This window comes from Pseudobacteroides cellulosolvens ATCC 35603 = DSM 2933 (assembly GCF_001262605.1).
Taxonomy (GTDB): Bacteria; Bacillota; Clostridia; order Acetivibrionales; family DSM-2933; genus Pseudobacteroides; species Pseudobacteroides cellulosolvens.
The window spans coordinates 5,915,497-5,930,405 of sequence record NZ_LGTC01000001.1; the positions used below are offsets into that span (position 1 = coordinate 5,915,497).

Consider the following 14,909-nt stretch of genomic DNA (forward strand, 5'->3'; position numbering starts at 1 on the left):
CAGGTTGAATCAAAAAGACATAGCTCAGGTGCTATGAATAGTGCATATTTGAAAAAGGACTTATGCATTGTTTATAGCACTTTTTGTTTAAAAAGCTTTAAAGTCATCAAAACATTTCTTGTGGCCATGAGATTTGTAAATCAAAGTATATATCAAAATTTGAAAAAGCGAAGTTATCATATTACTGAAAGGTGGTCAATATTATGAAAAAAAATAAATTATATAAAATGAGAAAAGCTTTAATAAGTGTTGCAGTGATTGCTTTATCCGCATCTTTGGTGCTTACAGGCTGCGGAACAGAAGCACAGGAATCGTCTGAGAATAAGCCGGGGACAAATTCTTCATCAGATTCCATAAAGGTTGGTATACTCCACTCATTGAGCGGAACAATGGCAATAAGCGAAGTATCTGTTAAAGATGCAGAAATGATGGCAATAGAGGAAATCAACGCAGCAGGTGGTGTCCTTGGTAAAAAAATTGAACCAGTGATTGAGGATGGTGCCTCCGATTGGCCGAAATTTGCAGAAAAGGCAAAGAAGCTTCTCCAAAGTGATAAGGTTGCTACTGTTTTCGGATGCTGGACTTCTGCCAGCCGTAAAGCGGTATTGCCGGTATTTGAGGAAAACAACGGACTTTTATGGTATCCTGTGCAGTATGAAGGAATGGAATCTTCACCAAACATTTTCTATACAGGTGCGGCACCAAATCAGCAAATTGTACCTGCTGTTGAATGGCTTTTACAGAACAAGGGAAAGAAATTCTTCCTTCTCGGATCTGATTATGTGTTTCCAAGGACTGCCAATAAGATAATCAAAGCTCAGTTAAGCTCAATGGGTGGTGAACTAATTGCAGAAGAATACACTCCATTAGGTCATACTGATTACAGCACAATAGTAAATAAAATTAAATCCGCTAAACCCGATGTAGTATTTAATACTTTAAATGGTGACAGCAATGTTGCTTTCTTCAAACAGCTCAAAGATGCTGGAATAAGTTCAAAGGATCTTACTACTTGCTCTGTAAGTGTTGCAGAAGAAGAGGTAAGGGGTATTGGAGCAGAAAATATGAAAGGTCATCTGGTATCCTGGAACTATTACCAGACTACAGATACACCAGAAAATGCGGAATTTGTAAAAAAATACAAAGCTAAATACGGAGACAAGAGGGTTACCGATGATCCTATAGAAGCGGCATATATAGCAGTTTACCTTTGGGCTGAGGCAGTTAAGAAGGCAGGATCCACTGAAGTTGAAAAAGTTAAGGAAGCAGCCAAAGGACTTGAATTTAAAGCTCCTGAAGGAACTGTAAAAATTGAGGGCGAGAACCAACACATATGGAAACCGGTAAGGATAGGTGAGGTACAGGAAGACGGACTTATCAAAGAAGTTTGGAGTACAGGTAAAACTGTAAGGCCTGATCCATACTTAAAGACATATGACTGGGCAAAAGGATTAAGCAACTAATGAGATTCTAAATGTGTAGGAAATTATGGTGTCTATAAGAAATGAAGTGCTTTTATAGCAGTAGATGTAGACACTATAATTTCCTAATAAAAAGATTGTATACTCGAAAGTTATTGGAGAGTGAAAAATATGAGTACTAATTTATTGCAAATTTTTAATGGCATAAGCGTTAGCTCAATTCTTTTGCTTGCAGCATTAGGATTGGCAATAACATTCGGTTTGATGAAAATAATAAACATGGCCCATGGCGAGCTGATCATGATGGGGGCATATGTAACATATCTTGTACAAAACTTCTTTATATCCTTCGTTGGGGATAAATTTTTCAATTTGTATTTTATACTTGCAATACCCCTTTCATTCTTAATAACTGCACTAATGGGATATGTGCTTGAAATTACCATCATAAAGCGTTTATACGGAAGGCCGCTCGATAGTATGCTGGCCACATGGGGTGTAAGTCTTGTCCTCCAACAGTTAGCAAGGAGCATTTTTGGGGCACCAAATGTGGATGTAAAAAGTCCTGAATGGTTAAATGGAGGATTGGTTGTTTTTAATGATCTTCAACTGCCTTACAAAAGGCTTTTCATAATTTTACTGGTTGGATTTTGTATAGTGGGCGTATATTTTTTTCTTTATAAAACAGATGGAGGAAGAAGAATTAGAGCGGTTATGCAAAACAGAAGCATGGCACAAAGCCTTGGAATTAACACAAGGAGGGTGGATGCAATGACTTTTGCTTTAGGAGCAGGGTTGGCTGGCATTGCAGGTTGTGCTTTGACACTTTTAGGTTCAATTGGACCAACCCTTGGAACAAACTATATTGTAGATACATTTATGGTTGTTGTGCTGGGTGGTGTGGGAAGGATAATAGGAACAGTGACGGGAGCCGGAGCAATAGGAATAGGAAATACAACCTTTGAGTTTTTTACAAACGCTTCAATGGGAAAAGTCCTAGTCTTTCTTATGGTTATTCTGTTTCTTCAATGGAAACCTCAGGGGTTTTTTACTATAAATAGCAGAGTTCTTGATGAGTAGGGGGTGAATATCATGAATGAAAATTTACTAAAAATTAAAGGGCGGTTACTTGGAAATAACATAACAGTTACAGTTGTATTAGTTCTTCTGGCTCTAGCACCATTATTTCTTTCAGACTTTCGAACCAACCTTCTTGGAAAGTTTATTGCCTTTGCTGTTTTAGCTCTTGGAATTGACCTTATATGGGGATATACAGGGATACTTAGTCTTGGTCATGGTGTTTTCTTTGGACTTGGTGCATATTGTATGGCTATGTACTTAAAGCTGGAAGCCAGCGGAGGAAAACTTCCTGATTTTATGTCCTGGAGCGGGCAGGAAACATTGCCTTGGTTCTGGAAGCCATTTGCTTATGCACCTCTGGCAATTATATTATCTGTTCTGGTACCTATGATTCTGGCGTTTGCAATTGGATATCTTACATTTAAGAACAGGATAAAAGGGGTATACTTCTCCATTCTGACCCAGGCACTTTCTATCATATTTGTGGTTTTGTTTGTAGGTCAGCAGGCATTTACAGGAGGTACAAATGGTATTACCAATTTTAAAACCATTTTCGGGTTTTCGGTTTCTGATTCATCAACAAAGGTCGGTCTTTATTATGTCGCATTAGCATTCCTAATACTAACGTTTATATTCTGTAAATGGATCGTAAAAAGACGTATCGGAAGAGTATTAATTGCCATAAGGGATGGCGAAAACAGGGCAAGGTTTTCAGGTTATAATCCTGCAACTTATAAAACCTTTGTATATTGCATTTCTGCAGGGCTTGCAGGCTTGGCAGGTGCCTTGTTCGTTCCTCAGGTAGGTATCATTTCTCCTGCTGAGATGGGTATTGTTCCATCAGTTGAAATGGTTATATGGGTTGCTATAGGTGGAAGGGGTACTTTGGTAGGAGCAATTATCGGGGCTATACTGGTAAATTCCCTTAAAAGTGCAGTAAGTGAAAGCTTTCCTGCTGCCTGGTCATATTTTATAGGTATTATGTTTATCGCTGTAGTTATATTTATGCCTTATGGTTTGATGGGATTGTCAAAGCAAATAAAGAGAAAGATTGAAGAAATAAAAAGTGTAAGAAAGAATTCTCAGACTAATATAAATATGTTGGAAGGGTTAGGATGTGATGAACATGTTGGATAATATTTTGGAAATTAAGGATTTGACAATCAGCTTTGATGGTTTTAAAGCGGTGAATGGACTTAATACATCAGTTAAAAAGGGTGATATCCACTTTTTTATTGGACCTAACGGAGCTGGAAAAACTACTTTGCTTGATGCAATATGCGGACGGGTCAAACCTGCAGAAGGCTGCATAATGTTTAATTCTTTAAGTGATGTCACCAGGATGTCCGAGCATCAGATTGTAGAACTGGGAATTGGCAGGAAATTTCAAGTTCCATCGGTTTTTATGGGCATTACAATTTATGAAAACATGGAGCTTGCAGCAGTAAAAAAGAGGTCTTTATATTCCTCACTTTTTACAAAATTAAATAAAGAACAAATTGAAAGAATAGAGGATGTACTTAGAACTATTGGTCTATATGAGAAGAGATATCGTACACCTTCAGCACTTTCTCATGGTGAAAAACAATGGCTTGAGATAGGCATGCTTCTGGTGCAGCAGCCTGAAATAATGCTTTTGGATGAGCCTGTTGCAGGTATGGGCAGAAAGGAAACCGAAAGGACTGGAGAGCTTCTTAGAGAAATTTCGGAAAAATGTTCGGTAATTGTTGTCGAGCATGACATGGAGTTTGTCAGAGAGTGTGCAGACAGGGTGACAGTGCTGCACGAAGGAATGCTTTTGGATGAAGGTAATATGCAGGATGTCCAGAAAAATCCAAAGGTTATAGAAGTTTATTTAGGGAGAGGGGGAGAGTAATATGCTTAAGGTAGATAATCTTTGTGCTTACTATGGAGAAAGTATCATATTGAAGGATGTGAGCCTCAGTGTTGAACCTGGTAAGGTGGCATGCCTTCTTGGGAGAAATGGGGTAGGTAAGTCAACTTTCTTAAAAAGTGTGATGGGGCTCGTAAAAACACCAAAAGGTAGCGTATATCTGGATAATGATGATATAACCAAGCTTCCTACTTACAACAGAGCACGAAAGGGCATTGGTTATGTGCCTCAGGGCAGAGATATTTTTCCTCAATTGACAGTATACGAGAACCTGGTTTTAGGTTTGGAGAGAAATGGATATAAAAAAGGAGTTTTAACGAAGGAAGTGTTTGAGCTATTTCCAGTTCTAAACACAATGATGAAAAGAAAGGGAGGAGATTTAAGCGGAGGACAGCAGCAGCAGTTGGCTATTGCCCGTGCACTGGTATCTGAGCCAAAGATCCTTCTTTTAGATGAACCTACTGAAGGAATTCAGCCCTCCATAATTCAGGATATAGGAAGGGTTATAAAAAAGATAAAAGAACGTGGAAATGTTACCATGCTTATTGTAGAGCAATATCTTGAATTTGTTATGGATGTAGCGGACTATTTTTATGTAATGGATAAGGGAAGTATCGTTTTGGATGGAAAAACTGAGGGAATTGATCCCCAAAAAATACAGGAAAAGATTGCAATTTAAGAGGCAATGCTATAAAGTTTGAGTAAAGTAATTATTGTGTAGGAGGTTGATGAAGTATGCATTTGACGCCTAAGGAAACAGAAAAGCTTATGCTCCATTTTGCAGGTGAACTGGCCAGAAAACGCAAGGACAGAGGCCTTAAACTTAATTATCCTGAGGCTATAGCACTTATCAGTGCTGAACTTATGGAGGCTGCCAGAGATGGAAAGTCTGTTACGGAGTTGATGCAGTATGGAGCAAAGATACTTTCAAAGGATGATGTGATGGAGGGTGTTGATGCCATGATTCATGAGATTCAAATAGAAGCCACATTTCCAGATGGCACAAAGCTTGTTACTGTTCACAATCCCATACGCTGAAGGAGGGCTATAAAATGATTCCGGGTGAATATTTTATTCAAAATGAGTTTGTAACTTTAAATGATGGAAGAAAGATTTCGTCTATCAAGGTTTCAAATACTGGAGATAGACCTGTTCAAGTTGGCTCACATTTTCATTTCTTTGAAATTAACTCCTGTCTCCAGTTTGATAGGAAGAGTGCCTTTGGTATGAGGCTTGATATTCCTTCCGGTACTGCCGTTAGATTTGAACCGGGAGAGGAAAAGGAAGTTCAACTGGTTGAAATAGGCGGAACAAGAGAAGTTTACGGGCTTAATGATTTGACTGATGGAATGATTGATCAAGGAAAATCATTGGAAGATAAATTGAAAAAAGCAAAAGATCTGGGCTTTAAGGGGGTGGAGTAAAGTGAGTATAAAAATAACAGGCAAGGATTATGCAGGTATGTACGGACCCACGAAAGGTGATAGAGTAAGGCTTGCTGATACTGACCTCATCATAGAGATTGAAGAGGATTACACCGTTTATGGTGACGAATGTAAATTCGGAGGAGGTAAATCCATTAGGGACGGAATGGGTCAATCACCCTCAGCTGCAAGGGATGAGAAGGTTTTGGATTTGGTTATCACCAATGCCATAGTTCTTGACTCGTGGGGAATTGTTAAGGGAGACATCGGAATCAGGGATGGTAAAATAGTAGGGATTGGGAAATCCGGAAATCCCGGTGTTATGAATGGCGTTTCACAAGATCTGATAATTGGTGCCTCCACTGAAGTTATTGCCGGTGAAGGACTTATTGTAACACCAGGTGGCATTGACACACACATACATTTTATATGTCCCCAGCAGATTGAAACTGCATTATATAGTGGGATAACCACTATGATAGGCGGAGGAACAGGGCCTGCAGACGGAACCAATGCCACCACCTGCACACCGGGAAGTTTTAACATCCGGAAGATGCTGGAGGCTGCAGAGGACTTTCCAATGAACCTGGGGTTTCTGGGAAAAGGAAATGCCTCTTTTGATAAGCCTTTGGCAGAACAGCTTGAAGCAGGAGCAATGGGGTTAAAGCTTCATGAGGACTGGGGGACAACTCCAAAAGCGATTGATACTTGTTTAAAGGTAGCGGATCTTTTTGATGTTCAGGTGGCAATTCATACCGACACATTAAATGAGGCGGGCTTTGTTGAAGACACTATAAAGGCTATTGCAGGAAGGACGATTCATACCTACCATACTGAGGGAGCCGGAGGCGGCCATGCTCCTGACATAATTAAGATTGCAGCACTTACGAATGTGCTACCATCATCTACTAATCCTACGATGCCTTATACGATAAACACCCTGGATGAACACCTTGATATGTTGATGGTATGCCACCACTTAGATAGTAAGGTAAAAGAGGATGTTGCGTTTGCAGACTCAAGAATCAGACCTGAAACTATAGCAGCTGAGGATATCCTCCATGATATGGGAGTTTTCAGCATGATGAGTTCTGATTCCCAGGCTATGGGACGTGTAGGAGAGGTTATTATAAGGACCTGGCAGACTGCCCATAAAATGAAGCTTCAAAGAGGTGCTTTGAAAGGTGAAAAAGGCGGAAATGATAATTTAAGAGCAAGAAGATACATTGCAAAGTATACCATAAACCCTGCAATAACCCATGGAATCTCTCAGTATGTGGGCTCTTTGGAAAATGGGAAATTAGCGGACATGGTTCTATGGAAGCCTTCAATGTTTGGTGTGAAGCCTGAAATGATCATAAAGGGCGGATTTATTGCGTCAAGCAGGATGGGAGATGCCAATGCTTCTATTCCTACACCTCAGCCTGTGATTTATAGAAATATGTTCGGGGCATTCGGCAAGGCAAAGTATGGCACATGCTTGACCTTTGTTTCAAAGGCTTCAATGGAAAGTGGTGCAATAGAGAAAATAGGTCTTAAAAAGACAGTTCTGCCTGTAATAGGCTGCAGGAATGTCTCTAAAAAGGATATGATACTTAATAATGCGACACCTGATATTTACGTGGACCCTGAAACCTATGATGTGAAGGTGGATGGAGAGCTTATTGCCTGCGAGCCTCTTAAGGTTTTGCCAATGGCTCAGAGATATTTTATGTTCTAGTTTTTAGATAATGGAAATGTAAGGTAGTGTAAAATTGGTTATTCCGCAGTACAGTTAATCTTTAAGTGATTTTAGAATAAATTTTCAAAAAACAGGAGTAATAAAATGATTGTAGATAAGGTTCTATATAATTTAAAAGACAAGGACAGCAATGATTTGGATGCTGATTTTATAGATGTAGAATGGTTTGAGGTTGAGAAAAAAATACTCCACAAGATTAGTTCAAATGGAGTGGAAGTTGGAATAAGAAATAACGGTGGAGGGGCTTTAAAGGAAGGTGATGTATTATGGCAGGACGGCAGCAGGGCTTTGATTGTAAGAATTCCTTATTGTGATTGCATAGTAATGAAGCCTCAAAACATGTATGAAATGGGCAAAACTTGCTATGAGATGGGGAACAGACATGCACCTCTTTTTATTGAAGGTGATGAACTGCTAACTCCATTTGACGAGCCTTTGATGAATGCACTCATAAAATGCGGACTTTCACCATACAAAAAAAGCTGTAAACTTATAACGCCTTTGGGGGGACATGCTCATGGACACTCGCATTCTCACTCCCACTGAGCATAATGGTATTCCTTTTTTTCACCTCTTGCAGATTAGTGATCCCTTATTTCCAATAGGAGGGTTTACTCAATCATATGGTCTTGAAACATATGTACAAAAGGGTATAGTACACGACTCGGATTCTTCTAAAAGATACCTTGAGAGCTATCTTTTAAACAGCTTTCTATATAATGATTTGCTGACAGTAAGGCTGGCATGGGAGTATACCGGAAATGGACAAATGGAAAAGGTTCTTGAGCTTGATGAGTTTTTTTCTGCCTCAAAGGCACCCAGGGAATTAAGGACAGCCAGTGTGAAGCTTGGTAAAAGGTTTCTTAAAATACTGGAAATTGAATTAGGTGGAAATAAAGTCTTTGATGTAATGCTTGAAAGAGTTAATAAAGGGAATATTCAAGGATGTTACCCTGTTATGTACGGATTTGTTACTAGGCTTCTTTCTATTGGGAAAGCTGAAGCTCTTTCAGCAGTATCCTATGGTGCAGCTGCTGCAATAATAAATAATTGTGCAAAACTGGTACCTATAAGCCAGAACGACGGGCAAAGGATATTGTTCGGTACGCATGGGATTTTTCAAAAACTTTTAGAGAAGGTGGAAGGCCTTTCGGAAGAGCATTTGGGAAGCTGCTGTTTTGGATTTGATCTAAGATCAATGCAGCATGAGAGGCTTTATACCAGGATATATATATCATAAATGGAGGATTAATATGAATTGTATAAAAATTGGGGTTGGAGGACCTGTTGGATCAGGTAAAACTGCCATTATAGAGAGACTAACAAGAGCGATGGCTTCTTCTTATAGCATAGGAGTAGTAACCAATGATATATACACAAAGGAAGATGCGGAATTTTTAATAAACAATAGCGTCCTGCCAAAGGAAAGAATAATAGGTGTAGAGACTGGTGGGTGCCCACATACGGCAATCCGTGAGGATGCGTCCATGAACCTTGAAGCAGTGGAGGACCTAGTAAAAGAGTTTCCCGATATACAGGTTGTTTTTATAGAAAGTGGAGGAGATAATCTTTCTGCAACTTTCAGTCCGGAACTGGCAGATGCAACAATTTATGTCATAGACGTGGCGGAAGGTGATAAGATACCACGAAAGGGAGGACCGGGTATAACAAGATCGGATCTTCTTGTCATTAACAAAATCGATCTTGCACCTTATGTTGGAGCAAGTTTAGAGGTAATGGAGAGGGATTCAAAGAAAATGAGAGGGGACAAACCTTTTATATTTACTAATCTTAATACCAATGAAGGGCTTGAAAAGGTTATTGCTTGGATTAAGAAAAGTGTGCTTTTAGAAGGTGTTTAAGTATGAAAAATCAATTCGGAAAAGAAAGCCGCTTATTAATAAAATCCAAAGCCTTAAATGGAAAAACATATTTGGAGGACTCATATTTCACAGCACCATTTAAAATTACCAAACCATTCTATGAAGACAATTTTGAAATAATGAGTATCATGGTTATGTCTGCATCGGCTGGAGTAATGGAAGGCGATATCTACAAGATTAATGTGGAGTTGGGGATGGAATCAAAAGTCAGGTTGGAAGGCCAATCGTACCAAAAAATTCACCGAATGAAGAATGGGCATGCATTGCAATACAACCGATTTAGTCTAGAAAAGGGGTCACTTTTGGATTACTCACCCAGACCAACAATACCATTTAAGGATTCACGCTTCTACTCAACAACAGAATGCAGAATGGCTGAAGGTTCAGCCTTTCTTTATTCAGAAGTATTGGCGGGGGTAGAATAAAAAGCGGAGAAGTATTTGAATTCGGAGAGTACCGCAGCGGTATCCGTATTTATTATGGTAAGGAGCTGATTTTTTTGGAAAATCAGTTTCTATGTCCTTCGGAGCAAAATCTTGGAGGGATTGGTTTTTTTGAAGGATATACACATTTGGGATCCTTGGGATTTTTCCATGATAAGGTGGATGATGATCTTATAGATAACATTTATGTAGAACTTGAAGCCGTGGAAGGTTTACAGTTTGGCATCAGTAAAACAAAGAAATACGGCTTGGTTGTCAGAATACTTGAAAACAGCAGTGATAAACTGGAGAATATACTTGGATGTGTCAAGAACACTATATTAAGAAATGGCCGTTACCTATTGTAGCGGCCATTTCTTAATGTTTAGACCCTTATACCACTAATATGGCACCATTAAATGGATGAAAATTATTTTCTATAATTATTTCTTCTTCAATGAATTACTTACTATTGCTGCTGCTTCAGCTCTGGTAACATTTTTTTCAGGCTTGAAAGTCATATCTTCATAACCTTTTATGATTTGAAGCTCTATAGCTTTTGTTATATAATCCCTAGCCCAATTCTGGATGGCTGAGGAATCTTTTAGATTCAGCTTTTTGTTAGAACTTCCAAATTTGAATGCACGCATAATCATAACCACAATTTCCTGTCGTGAGCAAGGTTTGTCTGATTTAAAGGTGTTGTCCCCATATCCAGAAATTATACCTGATTCTGCAGCTGTATTTATGTATGCTTTTGCCCAGGCAGGAATATCATTATCGTCGTTGAATTTTGTATCTCCTGATAAGAGCTTTAACCCAAGGACTTTTACTATGATTACAGCCAGTTCTGCTCGTGTTATATTGTTATCAGGTCTGAAAGTGCCGTTCTCATAACCGCTGATAACGTTTTTACCAACCAATTCTGTAATTTGAATTTTTGCCCAATGGCTTTGTATGTCTTTAAATATAATAGCAGCAGGTTTGCTTTTTGTTGGCTCAGTTTCTAATGCAGGCGTTGCAGAAGGTGTAACTGTTATTTTAGCAGTTGGAGTAGCAGAAGGTGTTATTGTCGGCACTGCAGTTGGAGTTGCTGTAGGACTATTTGATACAGCGGAAGAAAGTGACGGATTTTGTCCAGATGGAGTAGCATTTTTTATACTAGTAGGTGTATTAGTAGGGGTACGTGTAGGCGTATTAGTAGATGTGGAGGTGAGTCTTAACTTAGAATAGGGGATTGATATTGCTGCAGATAGTGTTGGTATAGGTGTATGTGTAGGGGTAGGGGTATATGTAATTTGTCCAGTAACATATATTCCACCACCTGAACCGTTTGTATATGATGATGGCGTAGGTGTAGCTGTAGCCGTGAATGTAGGTGTTGGATAATCGGTTGTATAAGGAAATGGAGTAATGGTATATGTTGGTACTGGTGAGTTTGTAGGTGTAAGTATTGGCGTAAATGCAGGCGTAGAGGTAGGTGTTGGAGTCAGAACCGTGGGCACAGGTGTATGTGTATTTGAAGGTGGTGATATGGTAAGCTTTGTAGGTGCTGGTGTAGCAGTTGATTCAGGTGTTTCAAGCGTTGTTAAAACCTTTATTGCACCAAAGAGATTATTTTTCATTGTTTGTATGATACCATTATCATTGAAGCAGCTTACATTATCTATATCTTCTGTCAACCCACCAATATAATTGCCTTTTTTATCAATAAAACAGAATTTTCCATTATTCCTTACCAGAGCTATTCCATTTGCAAAGGTAGTAAAGCTGTCATAAGAAGGTTTAATTATTACATTCCCAGTTTTATCGATGCATCCCCATTTGTTATCCTTTTCTACCCAAGCCAAGCCCTCCTTGAAAATGTGCATATTATCCCAAACAGGATTTATTGCATATTTTCCGGTTTTATCAATAGCACCCCATTTGTTGTTTTGAGAGACTACAGCGAGACCTTCAAAGAACGCTTGTTTGTTGTTGTTAAGAAAGACATTGTCAAACTGTGGTACAACTACGTATTTGCCAGACTTGTCAATAAAGCCGAATTTTATATTACCGTTTTTTTCTTTACTGCCTGCAAGGGCCAGTCCCTGATCAAAACCGTACAGGTATCCAGGTTCAGTTTGTTCAGGATAGATTATATTATGGTTTATATCAATAAAACCGTTTCTTATAGAGCCTTCCAAAGTATTATAGAATGCCCCGCAAGATACATTTTCAGAAAATGGTAACAACCACATTTTAAATGACTCATCACTTCCAAAAGCAAAAGTACCATTAATGTCAAATATATCAGTACAATTAAGTGGTGGTAGGTTGAATCCGACTATACCTTGTGAACATACTGCGGAAGAAGCGTAATCTCCGTTATAACCGGTGTATTCGTTAACAAGATTTGCAGAATCAAGTACCACCTTTCCTGTCTTATCAATAAATTTTATTGTACCATTCTTTACAGAGGCTACTCCTTCGTTAAAATCATCTGCTTCCAAGTACTTTGGACTGATAACTGTTTGTCCTGTAGTGTCTATGTAACCCCAACGTTTACCCAATTGTTCATCACCTGTATCCATTACAACTGCTGCCAAGCCTTCTGAAAATGGATGTGCCTGTTCCCATTTTGGAGTAGATATGACTTCGTACTTTACACCCTCAAATGACTCTGCAGGAAACCCTTTCCATGGGTTTGTAAATCCTTTGCTGCCTTCGGCGTAATAAAATTTGAAGTCTTTGTTAATGACCAAAGAGAAGGATACAGGGTAAGTTGCTTCAGGTGCATCACCATAAAAATACATTGACTTTAAATTAGTGCAACCAAAAAATGCTGTTGAATCCAGGCTTGTTACACTGCTTGGAACGTTAACTCTTGTTATGGAATTAACAATATTAAAAGCGTTGGAGGGTATTTTTTCAACACCTAAAGGAATTGAATAAACTGTATCGGTTTTACACCTTGGATAGCTGATAAGTTTCAATTTGGCTTTATCAAATAGTACACCATCCTCACTTGAATAAACAGTATTTTTTTCATGGACAGCAATACTTTGTAAATTGGTGCAGGATGACAAATTACTAGGCATTTCATAAACGCTTTCTGGAATAGTGACAGTTTTCAGATTGTTTGAGTCCATAGAACTTAGGACGTTAACAGTTGAAGGAATAATATAATCAGAATTACTTTTATTCTGAGGATATTTTATCATTATGGTTTTATCTTTATTATAAAGTATTCCATCATCACTGGTGAAATGTGGATTATCAGTAGATACGTTTATCAACTCTAAGGAATTACCATTAATTGAATGGCTGAATATATCTTTTACATTTTCATGTATATTAATGCTAATAAGATTATCGCATCTTATCGATAATGGGCCTAGATCTGTTACACTTCGAGGAATTGTATACTCAGTATCCCTTTTACCACGTGGGTAATATATAAGTTCTGATTTGTCCTTATTAAATAATATTCCATTTTCACTTGAGTAGTTTAAATTGTTTTTCGATACATCAATTGATTGAAGTTTTCTGTTAGTCATAAATGCAATATATACGTCTTTAATTTCTGTAACCGTACTTGGGATCTCAACAGTCTGAAGATTATCACAGCTGCTAAACATGCGACCCACAGATTTTACGTTTTCCGGGATTATTATTTTTTTCAATACAGTAAATTCAAAAGAATTGGGAAAGGGAACAGGAACGGGAACGGGTGTACCGCCAGTTGAAGATTCTTCCCTGATAAAAATGCTATCTGCTATTGAAGTAACAGGCTTGCCATCTATAGTCCCTGGAATTGACAGCTCACTTACATCCGGCCCGGTATACTTTGTAATTGTTATTTCTCCGTTTGACTCGGTATAGGTATACTCTTGCTCATTTTCGGCAAACACTGGAACTAAAAGCTGGTTAAAACAAAATGATAAAATTAGAAATAAAACAATAAGTCTTCTACGCATATAAAATCCCCCTGGTTTCATAAAATTGAAGTTATTAAAATATTAGGAATGTTGAAAAATCAATATCTCTTTATATTTTTATAATAAAATATTATATAATACTAGCTGTATTTTGTAACCAGTTTTTTCTTATATTTGTCCCAATTTAATCATGTTGAAAATATAACTTTCTGTATAATTTCGCTTTCTAAATTACTTAACTCGTGAACACCCGCTCAAAACGGTAAGTAATATTTCAATCATTCCTTAACACCAGGGGGATTAGAGTTTTTATCAATGTAAATAGTGGTTTTTATTCTAATATCGTCTTCTGAAAAAAGCAAATAAAGCTGAAAAGGCAAAGAACAGAATACCTAGTCCTAAAAATATATTTTCTATTATTGTATCTATACTGATAGTAATTATATGATGTTTATTAAAGTTAAAGTGAAGCCATATACATGCTATTGCAGATATGGACATAAAAATCATCAATGCTGTAAAGCTCGTTATATAGGTCAAGGATTTTACTCTTTCATCACCATTTTTTAGCTTTCTAAAAGGCATGAATGTAAAAATGAATGGAATGAATAAAATTGGTATTCCGTAAATATAAATATAATCTATGGAACACATGCCTAGTAAGGTAAAAACAACGGAAACTAAAGATACTAAAAAGATGTCATAATTGGATTTTATTAAACTTTGTTCTCTAAAAGTACTATTTTTCATTTTCAGGTTCCTCCTCCTTGTCGAATATAAAAACTTGCTCAATGGTTAATTCAAATAACTGTGAAATTTTATGAGCCAGCATGATTGAAGGATTGTACTTGCCTTTTTCCAGTGATATAATTGTTTGCCTTGATACGTCTACCTTATCTGCCAATTCATCCTGTGTCAATTTAAACTTCTCTCTAAGTTCCTTTATCCTATTTTTCAAATACAAATCACCCCAATTCCACGAAAAAGGTAAAGTTAACTTTACATTAATAGTATATCACTACCCGTGTTAAATGTAAAGGTAATTTTACATTTGATTTGTAATGTATAATTAGAAATTTTTATTCCACCAATTGACAACAACTATTATACAGTTTATAATGTAT

16 protein-coding genes are annotated in these 14,909 nt (G+C 37.7%); 13 read left to right on the forward strand and 3 right to left on the reverse strand.

Going from position 1 to position 14,909, the window contains the following annotated elements; all coding sequences use genetic code 11:
* Positions 1–203: 203 nt before the first annotated feature.
* The 13 genes from urtA to Bccel_RS32880 all read left to right on the forward strand — a co-directional run bounded on the left by urtA (position 204) and on the right by Bccel_RS32880 (position 10,233).
* On the forward strand, positions 204–1,463 hold the full coding sequence (gene urtA, locus Bccel_RS24480) for an urea ABC transporter substrate-binding protein (protein WP_242853143.1): 1,260 nt from the start codon (positions 204–206) through the stop codon (positions 1,461–1,463).
* A 129-nt stretch (positions 1,464–1,592) separates the two neighbouring features.
* Positions 1,593–2,501, forward strand: a complete 909-nt coding sequence (gene urtB / locus Bccel_RS24485; RefSeq protein WP_036943359.1) for an urea ABC transporter permease subunit UrtB — start codon at positions 1,593–1,595, stop codon at positions 2,499–2,501.
* Between the two features lie 12 nt (positions 2,502–2,513).
* The gene (urtC, locus tag Bccel_RS24490; protein ID WP_036943361.1) at positions 2,514–3,638 is read left to right on the forward strand and encodes an urea ABC transporter permease subunit UrtC; all 1,125 of its coding nucleotides are present in this window, start codon (positions 2,514–2,516) and stop codon (positions 3,636–3,638) included.
* Positions 3,628–4,377: an urea ABC transporter ATP-binding protein UrtD gene (gene urtD, locus Bccel_RS24495; protein WP_457920566.1), complete on the forward strand. Its 750-nt coding sequence runs from the start codon at positions 3,628–3,630 to the stop codon at positions 4,375–4,377. Before urtC ends, urtD begins: the two co-directional genes overlap by 11 nt.
* 1 nt (position 4,378) lies before the next feature.
* Positions 4,379–5,074: an urea ABC transporter ATP-binding subunit UrtE gene (gene urtE / locus Bccel_RS24500; RefSeq protein ID WP_036943366.1), complete on the forward strand. Its 696-nt coding sequence runs from the start codon at positions 4,379–4,381 to the stop codon at positions 5,072–5,074.
* A 56-nt stretch (positions 5,075–5,130) separates the two neighbouring features.
* A complete protein-coding gene (gene ureA / locus Bccel_RS24505) occupies positions 5,131–5,433 on the forward strand; it encodes an urease subunit gamma (protein WP_036943369.1) in 303 nt (100 codons plus the stop codon).
* 14 nt (positions 5,434–5,447) lie between these two features.
* The gene (ureB, locus tag Bccel_RS24510; protein WP_036943371.1) at positions 5,448–5,819 is read left to right on the forward strand and encodes an urease subunit beta; all 372 of its coding nucleotides are present in this window, start codon (positions 5,448–5,450) and stop codon (positions 5,817–5,819) included.
* Position 5,820: 1 nt separating this feature from the next.
* The gene (gene ureC / locus Bccel_RS24515; RefSeq protein WP_036943374.1) at positions 5,821–7,539 is read left to right on the forward strand and encodes an urease subunit alpha; all 1,719 of its coding nucleotides are present in this window, start codon (positions 5,821–5,823) and stop codon (positions 7,537–7,539) included.
* Between the two features lie 105 nt (positions 7,540–7,644).
* On the forward strand, positions 7,645–8,106 hold the full coding sequence (gene ureE / locus Bccel_RS24520; protein WP_036943375.1) for an urease accessory protein UreE: 462 nt from the start codon (positions 7,645–7,647) through the stop codon (positions 8,104–8,106).
* On the forward strand, positions 8,078–8,800 hold the full coding sequence (locus tag Bccel_RS24525) for an urease accessory protein UreF (protein ID WP_036943378.1): 723 nt from the start codon (positions 8,078–8,080) through the stop codon (positions 8,798–8,800). The genes ureE and Bccel_RS24525 overlap by 29 nt, the downstream gene beginning before the upstream one ends.
* A gap of 13 nt (positions 8,801–8,813) precedes the next feature.
* Positions 8,814–9,422, forward strand: coding sequence for an urease accessory protein UreG (gene ureG, locus Bccel_RS24530; protein WP_036943381.1), 609 nt, complete (start codon positions 8,814–8,816; stop codon positions 9,420–9,422).
* Between the two features lie 2 nt (positions 9,423–9,424).
* A complete protein-coding gene (locus Bccel_RS32875) occupies positions 9,425–9,868 on the forward strand; it encodes an urease accessory protein UreD (protein WP_476748366.1) in 444 nt (147 codons plus the stop codon).
* Positions 9,869–9,915: 47 nt separating this feature from the next.
* Positions 9,916–10,233, forward strand: a complete 318-nt coding sequence (locus Bccel_RS32880) for a hypothetical protein (protein ID WP_476748378.1) — start codon at positions 9,916–9,918, stop codon at positions 10,231–10,233.
* Positions 10,234–10,308: 75 nt separating this feature from the next.
* On the opposite strand, the gene Bccel_RS24540 is transcribed toward Bccel_RS32880, so the two are convergent.
* The 3 genes from Bccel_RS24540 to Bccel_RS24550 all read right to left on the reverse strand — a co-directional run bounded on the left by Bccel_RS24540 (position 10,309) and on the right by Bccel_RS24550 (position 14,743).
* Positions 10,309–13,824 (reverse strand): WG repeat-containing protein, encoded by a 3,516-nt coding sequence (locus tag Bccel_RS24540; protein WP_036943386.1) that lies wholly within the window; start codon positions 13,822–13,824, stop codon positions 10,309–10,311.
* 297 nt (positions 13,825–14,121) lie between these two features.
* On the reverse strand, positions 14,122–14,535 hold the full coding sequence (locus Bccel_RS24545; protein ID WP_036943389.1) for a hypothetical protein: 414 nt from the start codon (positions 14,533–14,535) through the stop codon (positions 14,122–14,124).
* The gene (locus Bccel_RS24550; RefSeq protein WP_036943392.1) at positions 14,525–14,743 is read right to left on the reverse strand and encodes a helix-turn-helix transcriptional regulator; all 219 of its coding nucleotides are present in this window, start codon (positions 14,741–14,743) and stop codon (positions 14,525–14,527) included. The genes Bccel_RS24545 and Bccel_RS24550 overlap by 11 nt, the downstream gene beginning before the upstream one ends.
* Between the last annotated feature and the right edge of the window lie 166 nt (positions 14,744–14,909).

Excerpts from the sequence above, each read along its gene's own strand:
- ureA (WP_036943369.1), top strand. The coding sequence starts at position 5,131 with ATGCATTTGACGCCTAAGGAAACAGAAAAGCTTATGCTCCATTTTGCA.
- ureE (WP_036943375.1), top strand. The coding sequence starts at position 7,645 with ATGATTGTAGATAAGGTTCTATATAATTTAAAAGACAAGGACAGCAAT.
- urtE (WP_036943366.1), top strand. The coding sequence starts at position 4,379 with ATGCTTAAGGTAGATAATCTTTGTGCTTACTATGGAGAAAGTATCATA.
- urtC (WP_036943361.1), top strand. The coding sequence starts at position 2,514 with ATGAATGAAAATTTACTAAAAATTAAAGGGCGGTTACTTGGAAATAAC.
- Bccel_RS24545 (WP_036943389.1), bottom strand. The coding sequence starts at position 14,535 with ATGAAAAATAGTACTTTTAGAGAACAAAGTTTAATAAAATCCAATTAT.
- ureB (WP_036943371.1), top strand. The coding sequence starts at position 5,448 with ATGATTCCGGGTGAATATTTTATTCAAAATGAGTTTGTAACTTTAAAT.
- Bccel_RS24525 (WP_036943378.1), top strand. The coding sequence starts at position 8,078 with ATGGACACTCGCATTCTCACTCCCACTGAGCATAATGGTATTCCTTTT.
- Bccel_RS32875 (WP_476748366.1), top strand. The coding sequence starts at position 9,425 with ATGAAAAATCAATTCGGAAAAGAAAGCCGCTTATTAATAAAATCCAAA.
- Bccel_RS24540 (WP_036943386.1), bottom strand. The coding sequence starts at position 13,824 with ATGCGTAGAAGACTTATTGTTTTATTTCTAATTTTATCATTTTGTTTT.
- urtB (WP_036943359.1), top strand. The coding sequence starts at position 1,593 with ATGAGTACTAATTTATTGCAAATTTTTAATGGCATAAGCGTTAGCTCA.
- urtA (WP_242853143.1), top strand. The coding sequence starts at position 204 with ATGAAAAAAAATAAATTATATAAAATGAGAAAAGCTTTAATAAGTGTT.
- ureG (WP_036943381.1), top strand. The coding sequence starts at position 8,814 with ATGAATTGTATAAAAATTGGGGTTGGAGGACCTGTTGGATCAGGTAAA.
- urtD (WP_457920566.1), top strand. The coding sequence starts at position 3,628 with ATGTTGGATAATATTTTGGAAATTAAGGATTTGACAATCAGCTTTGAT.